The 18,991-nt window shown below is 30.2% G+C and carries 16 protein-coding genes; 13 read left to right on the top strand and 3 right to left on the bottom strand.

Annotated elements, in window-relative coordinates; translation table 11 throughout:
* Window positions 1-53: 53 nt before the first annotated feature.
* Window positions 54-932: a GNAT family N-acetyltransferase gene (locus V7Q02_RS04730; protein WP_333859842.1), complete on the top strand. Its 879-nt coding sequence runs from the start codon at window positions 54-56 to the stop codon at window positions 930-932.
* Between the two features lie 83 nt (window positions 933-1,015).
* On the opposite strand, the gene V7Q02_RS04725 is transcribed toward V7Q02_RS04730, so the two are convergent.
* Window positions 1,016-2,212 (bottom strand): pyridoxal phosphate-dependent aminotransferase, encoded by a 1,197-nt coding sequence (locus tag V7Q02_RS04725; RefSeq protein WP_333859841.1) that lies wholly within the window; start codon window positions 2,210-2,212, stop codon window positions 1,016-1,018.
* Between the two features lie 199 nt (window positions 2,213-2,411).
* On the opposite strand from V7Q02_RS04725, the gene wsfD reads away from it, so the two are divergent.
* The 8 genes from wsfD (at window position 2,412) to V7Q02_RS04685 (ending at window position 13,276) form a co-directional block, all read left to right on the top strand.
* Complete coding sequence (wsfD, locus tag V7Q02_RS04720) at window positions 2,412-3,893, top strand: glycan biosynthesis hexose transferase WsfD (protein ID WP_333859840.1); 1,482 nt, start codon at window positions 2,412-2,414, stop codon at window positions 3,891-3,893.
* Between the two features lie 53 nt (window positions 3,894-3,946).
* Entirely contained in the window at window positions 3,947-4,366 is a 420-nt protein-coding gene (locus V7Q02_RS04715) for a hypothetical protein (RefSeq protein WP_333859839.1), read from the top strand.
* A 278-nt stretch (window positions 4,367-4,644) separates the two neighbouring features.
* Window positions 4,645-5,979 carry a tRNA (N6-isopentenyl adenosine(37)-C2)-methylthiotransferase MiaB gene (miaB, locus tag V7Q02_RS04710; RefSeq protein WP_333859838.1) on the top strand — a complete coding sequence of 445 codons (1,335 nt, stop codon included), beginning with the start codon at window positions 4,645-4,647 and terminating at the stop codon, window positions 5,977-5,979.
* Window positions 5,980-6,017: 38 nt separating this feature from the next.
* Window positions 6,018-8,630, top strand: a complete 2,613-nt coding sequence (mutS, locus tag V7Q02_RS04705; RefSeq protein WP_333859837.1) for a DNA mismatch repair protein MutS — start codon at window positions 6,018-6,020, stop codon at window positions 8,628-8,630.
* Between the two features lie 37 nt (window positions 8,631-8,667).
* Entirely contained in the window at window positions 8,668-10,518 is a 1,851-nt protein-coding gene (gene mutL, locus V7Q02_RS04700; protein ID WP_333859835.1) for a DNA mismatch repair endonuclease MutL, read from the top strand.
* A gap of 14 nt (window positions 10,519-10,532) precedes the next feature.
* A complete protein-coding gene (miaA, locus tag V7Q02_RS04695; RefSeq protein ID WP_333859834.1) occupies window positions 10,533-11,462 on the top strand; it encodes a tRNA (adenosine(37)-N6)-dimethylallyltransferase MiaA in 930 nt (309 codons plus the stop codon).
* 122 nt (window positions 11,463-11,584) lie between these two features.
* Window positions 11,585-11,830: an RNA chaperone Hfq gene (gene hfq / locus V7Q02_RS04690; RefSeq protein ID WP_333859833.1), complete on the top strand. Its 246-nt coding sequence runs from the start codon at window positions 11,585-11,587 to the stop codon at window positions 11,828-11,830.
* Between the two features lie 165 nt (window positions 11,831-11,995).
* Window positions 11,996-13,276 (top strand): methionine gamma-lyase family protein, encoded by a 1,281-nt coding sequence (locus V7Q02_RS04685; RefSeq protein ID WP_333859832.1) that lies wholly within the window; start codon window positions 11,996-11,998, stop codon window positions 13,274-13,276.
* A gap of 15 nt (window positions 13,277-13,291) precedes the next feature.
* On the opposite strand, the gene lexA is transcribed toward V7Q02_RS04685, so the two are convergent.
* On the bottom strand, window positions 13,292-13,900 hold the full coding sequence (gene lexA / locus V7Q02_RS04680; RefSeq protein ID WP_333859831.1) for a transcriptional repressor LexA: 609 nt from the start codon (window positions 13,898-13,900) through the stop codon (window positions 13,292-13,294).
* Window positions 13,901-14,124: 224 nt separating this feature from the next.
* Between lexA and V7Q02_RS04675 the strand changes: the two genes are divergently transcribed.
* Window positions 14,125-14,499: a hypothetical protein gene (locus tag V7Q02_RS04675; RefSeq protein WP_333859830.1), complete on the top strand. Its 375-nt coding sequence runs from the start codon at window positions 14,125-14,127 to the stop codon at window positions 14,497-14,499.
* Window positions 14,500-14,622: 123 nt separating this feature from the next.
* On the opposite strand, the gene V7Q02_RS04670 is transcribed toward V7Q02_RS04675, so the two are convergent.
* Window positions 14,623-15,615, bottom strand: coding sequence for a tyrosine recombinase XerC (locus tag V7Q02_RS04670; protein WP_333859829.1), 993 nt, complete (start codon window positions 15,613-15,615; stop codon window positions 14,623-14,625).
* Between the two features lie 306 nt (window positions 15,616-15,921).
* On the opposite strand from V7Q02_RS04670, the gene V7Q02_RS04665 reads away from it, so the two are divergent.
* From V7Q02_RS04665 to V7Q02_RS04655, 3 genes are read left to right on the top strand one after another with little or no spacing between them, the layout of a single operon-like run.
* Window positions 15,922-16,821, top strand: a complete 900-nt coding sequence (locus V7Q02_RS04665) for an acyl-CoA dehydratase activase-related protein (protein WP_333859828.1) — start codon at window positions 15,922-15,924, stop codon at window positions 16,819-16,821.
* Window positions 16,818-17,915, top strand: a complete 1,098-nt coding sequence (locus tag V7Q02_RS04660; protein ID WP_333859827.1) for a 2-hydroxyglutaryl-CoA dehydratase — start codon at window positions 16,818-16,820, stop codon at window positions 17,913-17,915. Before V7Q02_RS04665 ends, V7Q02_RS04660 begins: the two co-directional genes overlap by 4 nt.
* Window positions 17,896-18,855 carry an acyl-CoA dehydratase activase gene (locus V7Q02_RS04655; RefSeq protein ID WP_333859826.1) on the top strand — a complete coding sequence of 320 codons (960 nt, stop codon included), beginning with the start codon at window positions 17,896-17,898 and terminating at the stop codon, window positions 18,853-18,855. The genes V7Q02_RS04660 and V7Q02_RS04655 overlap by 20 nt, the downstream gene beginning before the upstream one ends.
* Window positions 18,856-18,991: the final 136 nt, after the last annotated feature.

Here is an 18,991-nt window from a genome sequence, read left to right as displayed (position 1 = left end):
CTTATTTTAAAGTTCATTTATTATTCTAAACAATAGGTTTAGGGGAAATTTATATGTATGAATGTGTATCATTGGTAAAGAGAAATTTAAATTGTTTTAAAAAACTGAATTCCGAAAGAAGGTTGTTTAATAATCTAAACAAAGATTTTTTTGAAGTATATGATAAATCTAATTTCGCCAAACAGATATTCTTAAGAAGAACAGTAAAATTGCTTAGAAATAATTTTGATTATATAGGCTATATTTGGACTGATATAATATGTAAAAATGTGTATAATATAAATGCAATGAATGTAGCTGTAGCTATCACTGATGAAAAGGAAGACAGTAAACCCTATGTATATTTGATAAGCACTATAAAGAAACACTGTATTTTAAAATATTTATGTGAAGATAATACTTACAACTCCATACTGCTTGAAAATATAGGTTTTGAAAAAAAAGAAGGTACCTTGGTTCTTTTTAGGGAAATACATGGAAGTGTGGATTTAGGCATAGGGGAAAATCTGAATTTTGAAATGTTTAAAAAAGGAAAAGACGAACAAAAAAGATGTATTATACAAAATGAGATATTTCATGAACAAAATAGAATACCTTTGATTTTGGAAGACATATACATGGAACAATTACAGAGTTACTATTTTGAAGAAGGATCTGTTTTTTTAAAAAGAAATAAGGAATATATAGGATACGGTCAGATCATAATAGAAAATGATATTCCTGTTATAGTTAACTTTGGTATAATACAAAAGTATAGAGGCAGAGGGTATAGTAAATATCTTTTAAGTTATCTCTTAAATATAATATACCAAAATGATTTTCATAAAACAGTTATAAAAGTACGGAATTCTAATTATAAAGCATTAAATCTATATAAAAGTGTTGGATTTAAGGTTAGAAAAGAAAGATTTAACTGGGAACTAGAAAAATAATTCTTATTAAACCAAATAAGAGTTTACTTTAAGGTAAACTCTTATTTAGTTTATATTCAGAAGGTAAAAAATAATGGAATAAATTATTTTTTAGTTTTTGTGTATTCTTCCAGAGCTATTTTTAATAAACCCATAGCATCTTTTAAATCATCGCAATTTAAACAGTAAGATATTCTTATTTCATCTTTTCCAAGACCTTCAGTAGCATAAAAACCGTCAGCAGGGGCAACCATTACAGTTTTACCATTTTTATTGAAGTCAGTTAATAAAAATTTTGCAAAATCTTGTGAATCTGATATAGGTAATTTAGCAACTATGTAAAAAGCACCACTAGGTTTTCTGCATATAACATTTGGGATTTTCTGAAGACCTTCCATTAATATATTTCTTCTCTTTTCATATTCTTTTCTTGTTTCCACAAAATAGCTGTCAGGAGTGTCTTTTAAAGCTGCTGCTCCAATTTGCTCTACGGTAGGTACACATAATCTGGTTTGACACAGCTTCATTATATTGTGCATAAATTCTTTATTTTTTGATGCTACTAAGCCAATTCTAGCACCACAGGCACTATAACGTTTAGATATGCTGTCTACAATTATAACTCTATCAGCTATATCCTTTAAAGTAAGTGTGGAAGTGTATTTTAATCCATCGTATACGAACTCTCTATAAACTTCATCGGCTATTAAATATAGGTCATGTTCTTTAACTATATCTGCCAGCATTCTAAGTTCTTCTGCGGTGTATACAGTTCCAGTAGGATTACCAGGATTTGAAATCATAAGTGCTTTTGTTCTAGGGGTTATTTTGCTTTCTATTATTTTTTTATCTGGCAGGTGAAATCCATCTTCAGCTTTTGTTAAAAATGGAACCATTTTAGCTGAAGCTGACTCTGCAAAACCATTGTAATTGGTATAGAAGGGTTCCGGGGAAACTATTTCATCTCCCGGATCACATATTGTCATAAAGGTTAGCATTATAGCTTCGCTACCACCGTTAGTTACCACAAGTTCATCTTTAGAAAATTCTGTACCCCATTTTTTGTAATATTTTATGAAGCTTTCTTGAAGTGCATCCATGCCCTGTGAATCCGTATATTTCAATACATTTTCTTTGAAATTTTCAATTGCCTTGAAAAATATATCTGGAGTCAGTACATCTGGTTGACCAATATTTAAATGATAAACTTTAATACCTCTTTTTTTTGCTTCTGCAGCATAGGGTGCCAGTTTACGAATAGGTGAAAACTGCATATTTAAAATTCTATTTGACAATCTCATATAAATGTCCATCCTCTCCTAAGTTCTAATTATATTATATATACAATAATATAGTTTTCGAAGAAATTTTTCAACTATAAGTTCTTCTATGAATAACTATTAAGAAAACATTAAATTTTTTGTTTTTAGAAGGAGTTTCTTGTCATTTTGAAGAAGTATTTAATGCAAGCTAAAAATAAAATGATGGAGTTTAAATTAAATGAAATGGTTTAGGGAAAAATTAATTTATATTAAAAATAATTATTTGATTCAGACAATAATTCTATTGATTATAGGAGCCATATTGATAAATACTCTTTTTATATATCCTATTTTAGGAAAATGTGATAATGGAGATTTTGGAAGACTTCTTTTATATGGGGGGCTGTGGGATTTATCCACTACTTATGAGGGAATTTATGACAGATTTGTACATTTGAATTATATAATATCGAAATCACATATGTACATATTTTTTGATAAAAACTGGGTTTCTGGAAGTATATTATTAAAATTAGCAGTATTTATATCACTATTGGTACATCAATTCGATAATAAGCTATTTAACATAAGATATCTATCTTTTGTGTATTCTGTAATATTTTTATGGGCAATATTTCTTATAATTAATTTTAAAAGGTTATCTAATTTATTAAAGGTGTCAGCAGGAATACTTATTGTTTTGTTTTTTACAGATACATCCTATATAACTTATTTTAATTCTTTTTATGGAGAAGCAGGAACTATTGTATTCTTTTTTTTAAGTTTTGGCACTTACTTAAATCTAATAACTAGGGATAACCCTTCTATAAGACATTTTATATATTTTTTTGTAGCTTCTGCAGGGTTTCTGACTTCTAAAGCACAGGAATTACCGCTGCTTATTTTTATGTTTTTAGTTTATGCAGGATTATTTGTGTATTATAAATGTAAAAAACATAGAATATGTATTATAATAAGTTCTTTAATGGTAACTATACTTTGTGGTGCTGCCTATGGTTCATTAACGGATAGAATGAATCAAAACAATATATATCAATCAGTTTTTTTGGGGGTGTTAAGGGGATCTGAAAATCCTCAAAAAGATTTGGAGGAACTTGGTGTAGATAAAAAGTTTATGGTTTTTTATGGGAAATCATTTTATAACAGACATTCTGGACATGACCCTGTGGGAGAAGAAATGCAAAAGAAGTTTTATCCAAAACTTTCTCCAGTAAAAATATTAGCGTTTTATATAAAACATCCAGTAAGACTTTGGCAAAAAATTGTGGAGTCTGCAGAAAGTGCCTATGCTTTTGAAAAACCAGGACCCTGGAATTTTGCAAAGGGTCAATATAATCCCAATAAGAAAATAAATACTTTTAGAACCAATCTTGTAAATAGTTATCCTAGAGTACATAGAAATATTTTTATTTTTATTTTGTTTTCACTAGTATATTTTATTATAATATTGAGGTATTTCATAAAAAATAAAGGCAGAGAGATACGTCTTCTTATATTAATGTTATTTTTTATACTTTTATCTGGGGCATCACAACTTATTTTACCTGTTATAGGCTCAGGTCACGGTGATTTTGGAAAACATTTATTTCTGTTGAATTTTTGTTATGATATTATGGTAGTGATAGTTTTAGTGTGGTTTGTGCATATTATATCAGGGCTTATCGGGAAAAATAAACTTTTAAATTTAATTAGAAAATAGGTATTTAAATTAAAAAGTTATTTGCCAATTATGAATAGATGGGGTGTAACAATATGAAAGCTTTACTGGAAGCAAAATTTAATATTAAGGATGTAAAAAACTACAGCATTAAATTAAATGGTATATTAGAAAAGTACATAAATAAAAATGAAAGCAAAAAAGAAGAGGTAAATCATATAAAAACTTCTTATATAAATTTTTTAATGGGATTTTTTAGGTTTAAGCCAGATATACAAATGAAAGGAAATTTTTATGTAATAAATTTAAATGAAATAAATGTTTATGGAGAAGGAGATACATTAGAAGAAGCAAAAGAAAATTTAGTGGACAGTGTTTTTGAATATATTAATATCTATACAAATAAAATCCATATATTTCATGAATTTGAGAGTGTAGAAAGACAAGCGTATACGCTTAAGTTGATTCGATGTAATGGTGATAGAGACAAACTGAAGAAAGAAGTGGGCCTTTAATCAAGTATAAGGTTTAGGTGGAGTTTGTTCATATAAAATAAACTATTGATTTTTGATTATGAATTTCAATAATAGATTGAAAGGGTGGTGTAAACCAGCCTTTTTTTGCCAGTAGAAAGTTCACAATGAAAGTGGAATCCATTCATGGAAACTACAAATATCAAATGTTTCGTTATCGAATTTTAAATTTCCTACATCACCTTCTTTGGTATGTTTATTTTTTATTGATTATTGTGTTATAATACAGTGTGAATTTAATGCCAATGGAGGTAACATATATGGAAAATAAAGTTAGAAATAAGAGTTTTTTTATTTCTACATACGGCTGCCAGATGAATGAAGAAGATTCGGAAAAATTATCTGGAATATTAAAAAAAATGGGATATAAAAAAGCAGAGGATAAACTTTCTGCAGATTTAATCATATTTAATACCTGTTGTGTAAGAGAAAATGCAGAACTTAAGGTATATGGGAATTTAGGAGCTTTAAAAAATCTGAAGAAACAAAAGCCTGAACTTATAATAGCACTATGTGGATGTATGATGCAGCAAAAAGGCATGGCAGAAAAAGTAATAAAGAAATTCCCCTTTGTAGATATAATATTTGGCACTCATAATGCCTATAAGTTTCCAGAGTATTTAAATAGGGTAAACAGACAGAATGCATCTGTAATGGAGATACAAGATAAAGAAGATGGAATTGTAGAGGGAGTTCCAATAGATAGGGAGAGCAGTGTAAAAGCTTTTGTAACTATAATGTATGGTTGTAATAACTTCTGTTCGTACTGTATAGTACCTTATGTAAGGGGACGGGAGAGAAGCAGAAAACCGGAGGATATTGAAAATGAAATAAAAGAACTGGTTTCAAAGGGATATAAGGAAGTTACACTGCTTGGTCAAAATGTAAATTCTTATGGAAAAAATTTAAATCCAAAGGTAAATTTCAGTGAACTTTTAAAAAGGATTAATGATATAGAGGGCATTGAAAGAATAAGATTTATGACTTCTCATCCTAAAGATTTGACTGAAGATGTAATAGAGGTAATTTCTAAGTGTGATAAAATATGTGAACATATACATCTTCCGGTGCAATCAGGATCTACTCGTATACTTAAAAAAATGAACAGAAGTTATTCAAAGGAACAGTATCTGGCTCTTGTAAATAGAATAAGAGACAATATTCCAGGAGCATCTATAACTACAGATATAATTGTAGGTTTTCCAGGTGAAACAGAAGAGGATTTTCAAGAAACATTGAATTTAGCAAAAGAAGTAGAATTTGATTCTGCATTTACGTTTATATATTCAAAAAGAGAAGGTACTCCTGCTTATGATATAGAGGAGCAAATTTCAGAGGATACTAAGCATGAGAGATTTAATAGGCTGGTAGAGATAATAAATGAATCTTCTGCTAAAAAAAATAAAGCTTATAAAGGAAGAATAGAGGAAATATTGGTGGAGGGGCCTAGTAAAAATGATAATACAAAACTTATGGGGAGAACCAGAACTGGGAAATTGGTTAATTTTCAAGGAGATAATTCTTCTATAGGGAAATTAGTAAAAGTTGAAATAACTAAGGCAACTTCTTTTTCTCTTGTAGGTAAACAAATTTAAGTTTAAGTAAATAGATAAAATAGAAAGAAGGGAATAGAGTGGGATTGACTCCAATGATGAGGCAGTATATGGAGATAAAAGAAAATTATAAAGACTGTATATTGTTTTTTAGATTAGGCGATTTTTACGAAATGTTTTTCGATGATGCAAAAATAGCGGCTACAGAGCTTGAATTGGTGCTTACGGCAAGAGAATGTGGACTTGAAGAAAAAGCGCCTATGTGTGGAATTCCCTATCATGCTGCAAAATCATATATAGGTAGGATGGTGAACAAGGGATATAAGATAGCCATATGTGAACAACTAGAAGATCCTGCACAATCCAAAGGTATTGTAAAAAGAGGCATTATAAAGGTTATAACCCCTGGAACTTATATGGATACTTGCTTTTTAGATGAAGATGAAAATAATTATATAATGTGTTTATATATAAATAATACAGGCACCAGTTGTGCCCTGTGTTTTGCAGATATATCTACAGGAGAATTTAACTGTACAGACACTGCTTTTAATTTGTCTGTAATTTTAGATGAAATATGTAAGTTTAACCCAAGGGAAATGATAATTCAGGAAGATATGGATTCTGATGTACTCGGTAGCATAGTAGAGGTTTTTAATGAAACTTTTAGCAGAGTAGATGAATGTTATTTTCAAGGGGGAGAAAATGTATTAAAAGAACAATTTGAGGACTTGAATTTAAACGAATATACACCTGAAGTTATAAAGTGTGGTGGTGCTTTAGTCAAATATATAAAACATACCCAAAAAACTAATCTTTCTCATATAAATAAATTTCAATATTATAATATAGTGGATTATTTAACTATAGATATAAATTCCAGAAGAAATCTAGAAATTGTGGAAAGTCTCAGGGAAAATAAGAAAAAAGGTTCTCTCTTAGGGGTTATAGACAAGACCAATACCTCCATGGGAGGAAGACAGCTCAGAAAATGGATAGAACAGCCTCTTATAGACAAGAACAAAATAACAGAAAGACTGGATTCGGTGGAGGAAATTTTAAATAATGTGTGTTATCATGAAGATTTAAAAGAAGCTTTAAAAAGCATATATGACATTGAAAGATTAGCGGGAAAAATATCTTCTAAAAGTGTAAACGCAAAGGAACTGAATTCTTTGAAAAACTCTATAGAAAAGATACCAAATGTAAAGTCTATATTATCCAATTTTAAAACAGGTCTGTTAAAAAATATGTGTGAAAATTTAGATGAGTTAAAGGATGTCTATATGTTACTGGACAGGTCTATATTGGATAATCCTTCTGTTTCTCTGAAAGAGGGGAACCTGATAAAGGAAGGGTATAATAGTGAAATAGATAGGCTAAAGGAAGCTAAAGTTAAAGGTAAAGACTGGATAGCCTCTCTTGAGGCCAGTGAAAGAGAAAATACTAAAATAAAATCCTTAAAGGTGGGATATAATAAAGTATTTGGATACTATATTGAAGTAACTAAAAATAATTTAAATCTGGTACCGGAACACAGATATATAAGAAAACAAACTCTTTCAAATGCAGAAAGGTATATAACTCCAGAGTTAAAGGAAATGGAGAATAAAATTTTAGGCGCAGAGGAAAAATTGATATATTTAGAATATAATGCTTTTGTAGAAATAAGAGATAAAGTAGAAAAAGAAGTTATAAGAATACAGAATTCAGCTAGAATAATTGCAGAGGTAGACTGTTTAGCTTCTCTTGCAAGAGAAGCTCTTGAAAATAATTACTGCAAGCCTGAAATAACTCTTTCAGACAGAATATTTATAGAGGAAGGAAGACATCCTGTAGTGGAGAATATGCTTTCTACAGGAGAATTTGTATCTAATGATACGGATATTGATACAGAAGAAAATCAACTTCTTTTGATAACAGGTCCTAATATGGCGGGAAAATCCACTTATATGCGTCAGGTGGCTTTAATTACTATTATGGCTCAGATGGGCAGTTTTGTCCCTGCCAAAAGTGCCTCTATATCCATATGTGATAAGATATTTACAAGAATAGGAGCATCAGATGATCTGGCTTCTGGAAAGAGTACTTTTATGGTTGAGATGTGGGAGGTATCAAATATTCTTAAAAATGCCACCAATAAGAGTTTGATATTATTAGATGAAGTAGGCAGGGGAACCAGTACCTATGATGGATTGAGTATAGCATGGTCTGTAATAGAATACATATGCAGAGAAAGTAATCTTAGATGTAAGACCCTATTTGCAACACATTATCATGAACTTACTAAATTGGAAGGTAGAATAAAAGGGGTAAAGAATTATTGCGTGTCTGTTAAAGAAGTGGAAAATACCATAGTCTTTCTAAGAAAGATTGTAAGAGGGGGGGCAGATCAGTCCTATGGCATTGAGGTAGCAAAGCTGGCAGGTCTTCCAGAGGAAGTTTTAAAGAGGGCGAAGGAAATACTAGCTAGTTTGGAGAATGAAAAGACAAAAGAAAATGTGGTAGAGACCCATTTACAAGGGAAAAAGAAAGAAAAAAAGACCCCAAGTCAAGGAAAGCAGTTAAAGTTTCTAGACATAGAAAAAGAAAATTTAATCAATGAAATCAGGGATATAGATGTATTAAATATGACACCCATGGAAGGGTTTAACAAACTTTATGATATAATAAAGAAAGTTAAATCTATTTGATAAAAAGTATTTTTTAAAATAAGGGATTGATTTAATAATGAAGAGAATAAATCTTTTGGATAGGGATACTTCTAATAAAATTGCTGCAGGAGAGGTAGTTGAAGGGCCTTCTTCTGTGGTAAAGGAACTTCTTGAAAACAGCATAGATTCAGGAGCTAAAAATATTACTATAGAAATAGAAGATGGAGGACAAAAATCCATAAAGGTAATAGATGATGGCACAGGAATACATCCCCAGGATGTGGAAAAGGCTTTTATGCCTCATGCCACAAGTAAAATAACTACTTTAGATGATTTAAACAGTATATATACCATGGGATTTCGAGGAGAGGCTTTATCAAGTATAGCTGCTGTATCCCATGTGGTTCTTAAGAGTAGGGTAAAAGATGAGCTTGCTTGTGGAAGGGAAATTTCCATAAGTGGAGGGGTGTTGAATTATGTACAGGATACAGGATGTAATATAGGAACTACTGTCTTAGTAAAAGATCTGTTTTTCAATGTACCTGCGAGGAAAAAGTTTTTGAAGTCTCCAGGAAGGGAAGCAGCTCTTATCTCTGATATAATAAACAGGATTTCTTTAGCTAATCCCGATATAGTATTTAAATTTTTCAGAGACGGGAAAAGAGCCTTAATTACCTATGGGAGCGGGGAGGTAATAGATGTTATAAGGTGCATATATGGTAAAAGTATATATGAGAATATAATACCTATAGAGAAGCACAATGATATAGCATCAATCTATGGATATATAGGTAACTCGGAAGTAAGCAGAGGAAGCAGAAATAATCAAAGTATATTTGTAAATAAGAGATATGTTAAGGATAAATCCATAACTGCAGCAGCGGAAAAAGCGTTTAAATCATTTCTCACTATAAATAAATTTCCGTTTTTTGTATTATTCTTAGATCTATTTCCTGAATTCGTAGATGTAAATGTCCATCCCGCCAAGTGGGAAATAAAGTTTAGTGATTCCAGAATGATATTTAAATTTGTATTTGATGCAATTCATGAAGCTTTAAGGGAAAGCTTGAAAGATTCTTTCAAGATAGATATAATAGAAGATAAAATTCCAGATAAAGAGGAATATAAAAGAACAGATAAAATTCAAATTCCTATTGATTTAAAGCCTTCAATTTATGAAAATTATATGAAAGAAGAATATGACAATAATAAGAAACAATACGTTGAAGCTAGAGAAAAGGATAATATTTTTTTTGAATATGAAGATACTGAAGATACTTCGGAAAAAAATAATATTTTAAAAGAAAATATAGAGTCAAAGACTTTAAAAGAGAGTAAAATTTCAAAGCTTCCTTCTTTTAAAATAATTGGACAGTTTAATAATACATATATAATAGCAGAGGCAGGTTCTAATCTATATATTATAGATCAGCATGCAGCTCATGAAAAAATTCTCTTTGAAAAATATAAAAGCAATATACAAAAAGAAGAGGTAATAAGCCAGATATTGATTACTCCTGTAGTTATGGAACTTAATAATGAAGATTATGAATGTTACATGGAAAATAGAGACCTATTTAAAAAGAGTGGGTTTGATATAGAATTATTTGGGAATAATACTATAAATGTAAGAGAAGTACCTGTAATACTGGGAAAACCAGATATTAAAAATTTATTTATAGACATCATAGATAATTTAAAGAATATGGGCTCTGGAGATACTGTTGAGGTAAGGTATATTTCTATAGCTACTCTTGCTTGCAGGGCGGCCATAAAGGCAAATCATAATCTGTCACAAGTGGAAATGGAGCATCTGCTTTATGAGTTGGGATTTTTAGAAGACCCTTTTACATGCCCTCATGGAAGGCCTACTATAGTAAAATATACATTAAGTGAGTTAGAGAAAAAATTTAAGAGGATACAGTAGGGGGAAGCAAATACATGAAGAAACTTTTTATACTGGCAGGGCCTACTGCAGTTGGAAAAACAGACATTTCAATAGAAGTGGCAAAAAAGATAGATGGAGAAATAATATCTGCAGATTCAATGCAGATATATAGGCACATGAATATAGGTTCTGCTAAAATTACAAAAGGTGAAATGCAGGAAATTCCTCATCATTTAATAGATATTGTTGATCCAAAAGAGAATTTTAATGTATCAAGGTATAAGAATATGGCTGAAAAAATCATAAAGGATATATACAGCAGGAATAAATTTCCCATGTTAGTTGGAGGAACAGGTCTTTATATAAACTCTCTTATTTGCAATTACGGTTTTACCGGTGCAAAAGTAGATGTGAATTATAGAAATTATCTTGAAAGTTTGGCAAAGATGAAAGGCAAGGAACATGTACACTCTCTTTTAAAGGATATAGATGCTGCTTCTTATGAAAGGCTGTATCCAAATGATTTAAAAAGGGTTATAAGGGCACTTGAGGTATACAAACTTACGGGAAGGACCATAGGTGAGTTTAACCGTAAAGATGCTTTATATAATATACCTTATGACATATATTACTTTGTGCTTAATATGGATAGAGTTAAATTATATGAGAGAATAAATAAAAGAGTGGATTTGATGATAGAAAAAGGGCTTGTAGATGAGGTTAAAAAATTGAAATCCATGGGATATACTAAAGATATGCAATCTATGAAAGGTATAGGGTATAAAGAGTTGATCAGGTATTTGGAGGGAGATATATCCTTAGATGAGGCTGTATACCTTATTAAGAAGGGAAGTAGAAATTATGCAAAGAGACAGTTAACCTGGTTTAGAAAAGATGAAAGGGCTATATGGATAAACAAGGATGACTTTATCTCAGATAGAGAAATAGTGAATTATATAATTAATATATTAGTAACTTGTTAAAATGTTAAATATTGATATAATATATTATATCAAACATTTTTTTCTAAAATAAAAAGTAAGTACCAGTAATTCTGCTATAAAACTAAAATTTTTACAAATAAAGATTACGGAGGGAGAAAACTATGAGTAAACCAGCAAATAATTTACAAGACATCTTCTTAAATGGTGCCAGAAAAAACAGGATCCCGGTTATTGTATACTTAACTAATGGTTTTCAGATTAGAGGAATTGTAAAAGGTTTTGATAATTTTACAGTTATATTAGAGTGTGATGGAAAACAAATGATGGTATATAAACATGCACTTTCTACTATTACACCATCAAAAGCAATTCTGTTTAATACTCCAGTGGGAACAGATGACAGGTAGTCAAGTGATTTTTAAATTTAGGTTGGTTATCTCCCTTTGAAGGAGATGGAAGCATTTAGTATTTTAAGTAGTTAAAACAACTTATCTTTAAATTTGAACATAGAAAAGGGATAGGCAGTTTCCTATTCCTTTTCTATGTGCTAGTAAACCTAGGAGGTAATAAATTTGTTAAATGTAACTAAAGAAAAACTTAAAAATAAATACAAAATAAATGACAGGGTAATTTCTCTATATGAGAAATCCCTAGAAGATATCAAAGATGAGTTCACATATTATGATGAAGTGAGAGAATATAATCAGTTAAAAGTTTTAAATGCCCTTCAGGAAGAGGGCATAAGTGAAGCTCATTTTACCAATTCTTCTGGATATGGTTATGGAGATATAGGAAGAGATTCTTTAGATAAGGTATATGCTAGAATATTTAATTCGGAAAGTGCACTTGTAAGACCTCACTTTGTAAATGGAACTCATGCACTAAGCTGTGCTCTTTTTGGAAATCTTCGGCCGGGAGACACCATGTTATCTGTTTGTGGAACTCCCTATGATACACTGCATGGCTTCATAGGCATAGGCAGTGACAAAAAAATAGGATCACTAAAAGAATATGGCGTAAATTATCATCAGATAGAATTAACTACAGATAATAAGGTGGATTTTAAAAGTATAGAGAAGTATTTGGGGGAAAATAATAAGGTAAAAGTGGTACATATACAGAGATCAACAGGTTATGGGTGGAGAAAATCCTTATCCATAGGGGAAATAAAGGATATAATAGATTTTGTGAAAGGAATTTGTAAAGATATAATATGTTTTGTAGATAATTGTTACGGAGAATTTATAGATATAATGGAACCTACAGATGTAGGAGCAGATTTAGTGGCAGGATCCCTTATAAAGAATATAGGAGGGGGAATAGCACCAACTGGCGGATATATAGCGGGTAGGGAAGAGTATGTAACACAGGCCTCTTATAGACTTACAGTACCGGGCATAGGGGGGGAATGCGGTTCAACTTTTGGAATAATGAGATCTTTATATCAGGGATTATTTTTAGCGCCCCATATTTCTATGGAAGCGGTAAAAGGTGCTGTTTTTTGTGCCAGAATTATGGAACTTGCAGAATTTGAAGTTTTGCCTAAATACAATGATAAAAGAAGTGATATAATACAGTGTATTAAATTTAATAATAAAACAAAGTTGATAGATTTTTGTAGAGCCATTCAGAAGGCATCTCCTGTAGATTCTTCTGCACAATGTGAACCTTGGGATATGCCTGGGTATTCAGATCAGGTTATAATGGCCGCAGGAGCTTTTATACAGGGTTCTTCCATTGAGTTATCTGCAGATGCTCCCATAAGAGAACCCTATATAGCTTATTTGCAGGGAGGACTGACTTTTGATCACGCTAAAATAGGAATACTTATGGCTCTATCTAGTATAATCTGAATAGATAAGTTTATTTTAATCATATTGTCTATAGATTCCTATTAATCTTCCTATTATTTTACAATCATTTACTATAATAGGGGACATACTTTTGTTTTCTGGCTGTAATCTTATGTGATTTTTTTCTTTAAAAAACCTTTTTAATGTGGCTTCATTTTCAATAAGAGCTACTACTATGTCCCCATTTTCTGCAGAATCTACTTTTTCTATTAAAGATAAATCTCCATCTAATATACCTACATCTACCATACTTTCTCCCTTTACTTTTAACATAAATATATCTTTCTTGTTTTTTATATAATCCATGGGCAGTGGAAAATAATCCTCTATATTTTCCACTGCCATAATAGGCATACCAGCAGTTATGGTACCTATTATAGGTACTTCTATCATTTCTTTTTTATGAGATTTTTCAATAACTTCTATAGTTCTGGATTTTGTGGCATCTCTTTTTATAAAACCTCGTTTTTCTAGCTTTTCAAGATAACTGTGAACCGTAGAAGTAGATTTTAAGCCTACAGCAGCACATATCTCTCTAACAGAAGGCGGATAACCTTTTTCCTTAATTTGTGATTTTATAAAAGTATATATTTGACATTGTCTATTATTACTGTGTTCTGTCATAAAACACACCCCTCTAAATTTATTTATCCAAAGACTATCATTGCTTAACAGCCTTAGATTAAGAATCACTTGATGGAAATTATAACATAGAATTTGACAAATAGCAAACTTATGTTCTATACTAATTTTACTGGCTTTAGAGATACTGTTAAAATAATAAATATTATGTTAATTATATAAAAAGTAAACTAAAACAAATAAATAAAAAGGAGTCTAGTATATTTATGAATAAAAAATATTGTATATTTAATGAAAAAAAAGTCTGTGATAATTGTGATGAGTGCAATAAATGTGATTTGAATTCTAATAAGAAATGTAATAACTGCGGTCAATGCCTTGAATTAGAAGGATATGACATGAGAGCAATAAAGATTGATACAATTTTAGATGAAGAGGAATTAGAGGAGTATCAAATTCAGCAAAGTGAAATAACAGACTGTTGTCATACTGATTCACATATCGAAGATTGTGAATGTGAAGAGGAATTTATAGATGACATAGATGGATTGAGAGAAATTATAGATAATAAAGATAAATTCAAAAAAATAATTTATGAAGAATACCCTGGATTAATAAAAATTGTAAAAAACGCTAGGTGATTATTTTTATTTTAGAGAAAACTTTATGTTAAAATAACAAATATTATGTAAATTAAATAAAAAGTAAACCAAAAACCAATTATATATTATATAAAAGTAAAAACAAGGACAATTACCTTGTTTTTACTCCTGATCCTCAATTATATTTAAAGGATTGGATTTTATAGCCTCTCTAAGTTTTTCATCATCTACATGAGTGTATATTTGAGTAGTAGACACGCTTTCGTGACCAAGTATCTTTTGGAGGCTTCTTATATCCACATGGCCATACTTATACATGAGAGTGGCTGCCGTGTGCCTTAACTTATGGGGTGTATATTTTTCACTGTCTAAGTTGGCTTTTTTTAAATATTTTTTTAGCATAAGTTCAACAGATCTTTTATTTATTCTGTTATAGTTTTTACTTATAAAAAGAGCATCTTTATCATTTATCCTAGCTAAATATCCATTTCTTGAGGTGAGATAGCTTTTAAGTGCCTCTAGGCAGGAATTGTTTAGATAGATAGTTCTCTCTTTATTACCTTTACCTATTACAGTTAAGGTATCTTCTTTGATGTTGGATATATTTATGCTGCAAAGCTCTGAAAGCCTCATTCCACAGTTTAAGAAAAAAGTTATAATACAGTAATCTCTCTCTTTAAATTTTCCATCAATAGACTCAAGTAAAATTCTGCTTTCATTTAAACTTAAATAGATAGGGTTTCTTTTGCTTATTTGAGGGGATTCCAGTTCCAGGGCAGGATTTTCATTTATTAATTTAGCCTTGCTGCAGAGATATTTAAAGAAAGATTTTAAAGAGGCTACTTTTCTTGCTCTAGCATAACTTTTGTTGTGTCTATAGTTCTCTATAAAGGATATAAATGCAAATAAATCACTTAAGGTTACATGACGTATTATATCAATATCAATATCTTTTATTTTTATATTCTCAAATTGAGAACCCTCTTTTTCCAGCCCTTTATAGAGTTTTAAAAACTTTAAGAACATAGTCAAATCCACTTTATAACCCTCTAAAGTATTTTTGGATTTACCCTTAATTGTACCCAGATAATTTAAAAAATCATTTAAATATCCGGGGAGTTCTGGATTGTATATTTGTTTTAAATTATAGTTCATAATGTAAAAAGTCTCCCTTTTTTAATATATAAGATCGCTAAATAATCATTTAACGATCTTAGTATTCTATATAGGAAGGTAAAAATCCTGCTTTTGTAATATAATAGCTATGTTCTTGGTTTACTTTTTATTTAATTAACATAATATTTATTATATTTACTATATTTATTTTACTAAACTGAATAATTTTATCTATTTAAGGTAAAATATATAAATGATATATTAAGTAAAAAAAGACTGGAGGTATTCGCTGCTTAAATATATCCCAATAACATATATTAGTAAATACAAGCAGCTTGTAAATTTATGAAAATAGGAATTCCAAAAGGATTATTATATTGTAAATATCATGTTTTTGTAGAAACTTTTTTTCATGAACTAGGTGCAGAGATAATAACTTCTCCTGATACCAACAGATATATATTGGATTTAGGCGTAAAATACTGCGTAGATGAGGCTTGCCTTCCAATAAAAATCTTTCATGGTCATGTAGCTTCCATAAAAGATAAATGTGATATAATCTTTATCCCAAGAATAATGCAGCTAAAGAAAGATGAATTTATCTGCCCTAAATTTTGTGGTCTTCCAGAGATGGTGTTAAATAATATACCACATATGCCAGAAGCACTAACCTATCCCTTATATGCATTTTCCAAAAATAAAATTAGAAACTGGATTTTAAATGCAGGTTTAAAGTTTAGCAAGAATATTTTGGAGATAAAAAGAGCTTATACAAAAGCAGCAAAAGCACAGATCTCTTACACACTGACTTTGAACAATATAAATTTTTCCAAAAATATAGCCTTAGTGGGACACCCATATAATCTATATGACAGTTTCGCCAATATGAATATAGTTAAAAAACTAAATAAATTAAATATTGGTATAATTACTGAAGAAATTATAGATAAAACACAAATAACTGATGAATTAAAACACTTGTTTAAAAAACCTTTTTGGACCTTTGCCAGAAATTCCTATGGCTTTTCTGCTTATGCCGCAGAAACTAAAAAAGTAGATGGAATAATATATGTATCTTCTTTTGCCTGTGGTATAGATTCTGTAGTAATAGAACTTATCAAAGACAGACTAAAAAACTTTCCTATTTTAGTTCTTAAAATAGATGAACAAACCGGAGAAGCTGGCTTTGATACTAGAATTGAAGCTTTCTCCGATATGCTTGAAAGGAGATGTGAAAACCTATGAAAATAACTTTTCCCCACTTGGGAAATACATGCTTTGCAGTGAAAGCTTTATTTGATGGACTAGGAATTGATTACATAATACCGCCATTAAGTAATAAAAAAGCTTTAGAAATAGGTGCATTATACTCTCCAGAAGAAATGTGTCTTCCTTTTAAAATAATGATTGGCAATTACATTCAAAGTATAGAAAAAGGAGCAGATACAATTTTAATAGTGGGAAGCTGTGGTCCTTGTAGGTTTGGAGAATACTGCGAACTTCAAATAAACCTGCTAAAAAACCTGGGATACAATCTTAATTTTATAGTTATAGATTACCCTAAAGATATAGGTATAAAAGAGTTTATGAGGAGAATAAGTCTAATTGCCTCTAAAAGTAATAAAAGTACTGGAAAAAAATTAAAAATAGCTGCTTTAGCAGTAAAAATAATTAATTTACTAGATAATATAGAAAGCAAGGCAAAACTATTAGCTGGTTATGAAATAAAAAAGGGGCAATGTAAAAATATTTTAAAAGAATGCAAAGAAAAAGCTTTTAAAAGCACTTCTCCAGAAGAAATGTTTCATATATTAAAGTGTTATATGAAAAAGCTAAAAGCAATTTCCGTTTGCAAGAATAAAACTCCTTTAAAAATCTCCATAATAGGTGAAATATATACCACTATAGAACCATTTTCAAATTTATTTATTGAAGATAAACTCATGGATTATGGTGTATCTACTTCAAGATATATTACTCCAAGCTGGTGGATTAAGAATGCAGCTTTATCCATATTAAAATTAAACTCACTTAACATAAGAAGAGCTTCTAAAGAATATCTTAATCTTTATATAGGCGGTCATGCACGTGAATGTATAGGTGAAGCCCTTTTATCTTATAAAAATGGATTTGATGGGGCCATTCAAATTTTTCCTGTAGGATGTATGCCTGAAATTGTATCTAAATCCATACTTCCCACTATATCAAAAGATAAGAATTTCCCTATACTAACTTTAATAGTAGATGAAATGACTGGAGAAGCTGGTTTTGACACTCGAATTGAAGCTTTTTTAGATTTGTTAGAAAGGAGAAAAAACAATGTATTATATGGGAGTTGATGTAGGCTCTGTAAGTACAGATATTGTAATAGTAGATGAAAATATAACCATACTTGATTCACTATATCTTAGAACCAAAGGAAGACCTATAAATGCAATACAAGAAGGTTTTAAACTTTTAAAAAGCAAATATAGAGATAAAGATATAAAAGCCGTAGGCACCACCGGCAGCGGAAGGCATATTGCGTCTTCAATTATAGGTGCCGATATTGTAAAAAATGAAATAACTTCCCATGCCATAGCAGCTTTGAATTTAGATGATTCTGTAAAAACTATAATAGAAATAGGTGGCCAGGATTCTAAAATAATTATTTTAGAAAATGGTATTGTATCAGACTTTGCAATGAATACCGTATGTGCAGCTGGAACAGGTTCCTTCCTGGATAGGCAAGCAGAAAGATTAGATATTCCCATTGAAGAATTTGGAGACTATGCTTTGAAATCCAGCCATCCCGCCAGAATAGCTGGAAGATGCGCTGTATTTGCTGAATCTGACATGATACATAAACAACAAATGGGATACAGTAACCCTGATATAATAAAAGGACTATGTAATGCTTTAGTGAGAAATTATTTAAACAATGTGGCAAAAGGAAAAGATATAAAATCTAAAATATTTTTTCAAGGTGGAGTAGCTGCAAATATAGGAATGAAATCTTCCTTTGAGGAAATATTAGGAAAGAAAATAATAATTCCTAAAAATTTCAAGTTAATGGGTGCTGTAGGTGCTGCTATTTTAGCAAAGGAATCTTTAGAAAAAAAGAAATCCCCTACTAATTTTATGGGATTCAATCTAGCAAACGTAAATTTTGTATCTAAAAGTTTTGAATGTACAGGGTGTTCTAACAGATGTGAAGTAGTAAAAATATTAAATAAAGAAAGAACAGTAGGTTTTTTCGGAGGAAGATGTGAAAAGTGGAATAAAATTATTTCAGCATAGAAAATTTCTGTGCTGAAATAATTTTATTCCACTTTACATAATATATTTGACAAAATATAGACTTATAAAATATAATTAAATAATTAGGTAATTGCGAAACTAACTGATAAAAATGAATTGATGATGACAAGAAAGT

It is taken from the genome of Clostridium sp. (genome assembly GCF_036781005.1).
Taxonomy (GTDB): Bacteria; Bacillota; Clostridia; order Clostridiales; family Clostridiaceae; genus Clostridium_B.
The sequence above is the reverse complement of the archived record's forward strand: the minus strand, read 5'-3'. Positions and strand labels throughout refer to the sequence as shown.

Bases quoted from the DNA above. Each gene is read 5' to 3' on its own strand.
- V7Q02_RS04730 (WP_333859842.1), top strand. From the start codon at position 54: ATGTATGAATGTGTATCATTGGTAAAGAGAAATTTAAATTGTTTTAAA.
- V7Q02_RS04725 (WP_333859841.1), bottom strand. From the start codon at position 2,212: ATGAGATTGTCAAATAGAATTTTAAATATGCAGTTTTCACCTATTCGT.
- wsfD (WP_333859840.1), top strand. From the start codon at position 2,412: ATGAAATGGTTTAGGGAAAAATTAATTTATATTAAAAATAATTATTTG.
- V7Q02_RS04715 (WP_333859839.1), top strand. From the start codon at position 3,947: ATGAAAGCTTTACTGGAAGCAAAATTTAATATTAAGGATGTAAAAAAC.
- miaB (WP_333859838.1), top strand. From the start codon at position 4,645: ATGGAAAATAAAGTTAGAAATAAGAGTTTTTTTATTTCTACATACGGC.
- mutL (WP_333859835.1), top strand. From the start codon at position 8,668: ATGAAGAGAATAAATCTTTTGGATAGGGATACTTCTAATAAAATTGCT.
- miaA (WP_333859834.1), top strand. From the start codon at position 10,533: ATGAAGAAACTTTTTATACTGGCAGGGCCTACTGCAGTTGGAAAAACA.
- hfq (WP_333859833.1), top strand. From the start codon at position 11,585: ATGAGTAAACCAGCAAATAATTTACAAGACATCTTCTTAAATGGTGCC.
- lexA (WP_333859831.1), bottom strand. From the start codon at position 13,900: ATGACAGAACACAGTAATAATAGACAATGTCAAATATATACTTTTATA.
- V7Q02_RS04675 (WP_333859830.1), top strand. From the start codon at position 14,125: ATGAATAAAAAATATTGTATATTTAATGAAAAAAAAGTCTGTGATAAT.
- V7Q02_RS04670 (WP_333859829.1), bottom strand. From the start codon at position 15,615: ATGAACTATAATTTAAAACAAATATACAATCCAGAACTCCCCGGATAT.
- V7Q02_RS04665 (WP_333859828.1), top strand. From the start codon at position 15,922: ATGAAAATAGGAATTCCAAAAGGATTATTATATTGTAAATATCATGTT.
- V7Q02_RS04660 (WP_333859827.1), top strand. From the start codon at position 16,818: ATGAAAATAACTTTTCCCCACTTGGGAAATACATGCTTTGCAGTGAAA.
- V7Q02_RS04655 (WP_333859826.1), top strand. From the start codon at position 17,896: ATGTATTATATGGGAGTTGATGTAGGCTCTGTAAGTACAGATATTGTA.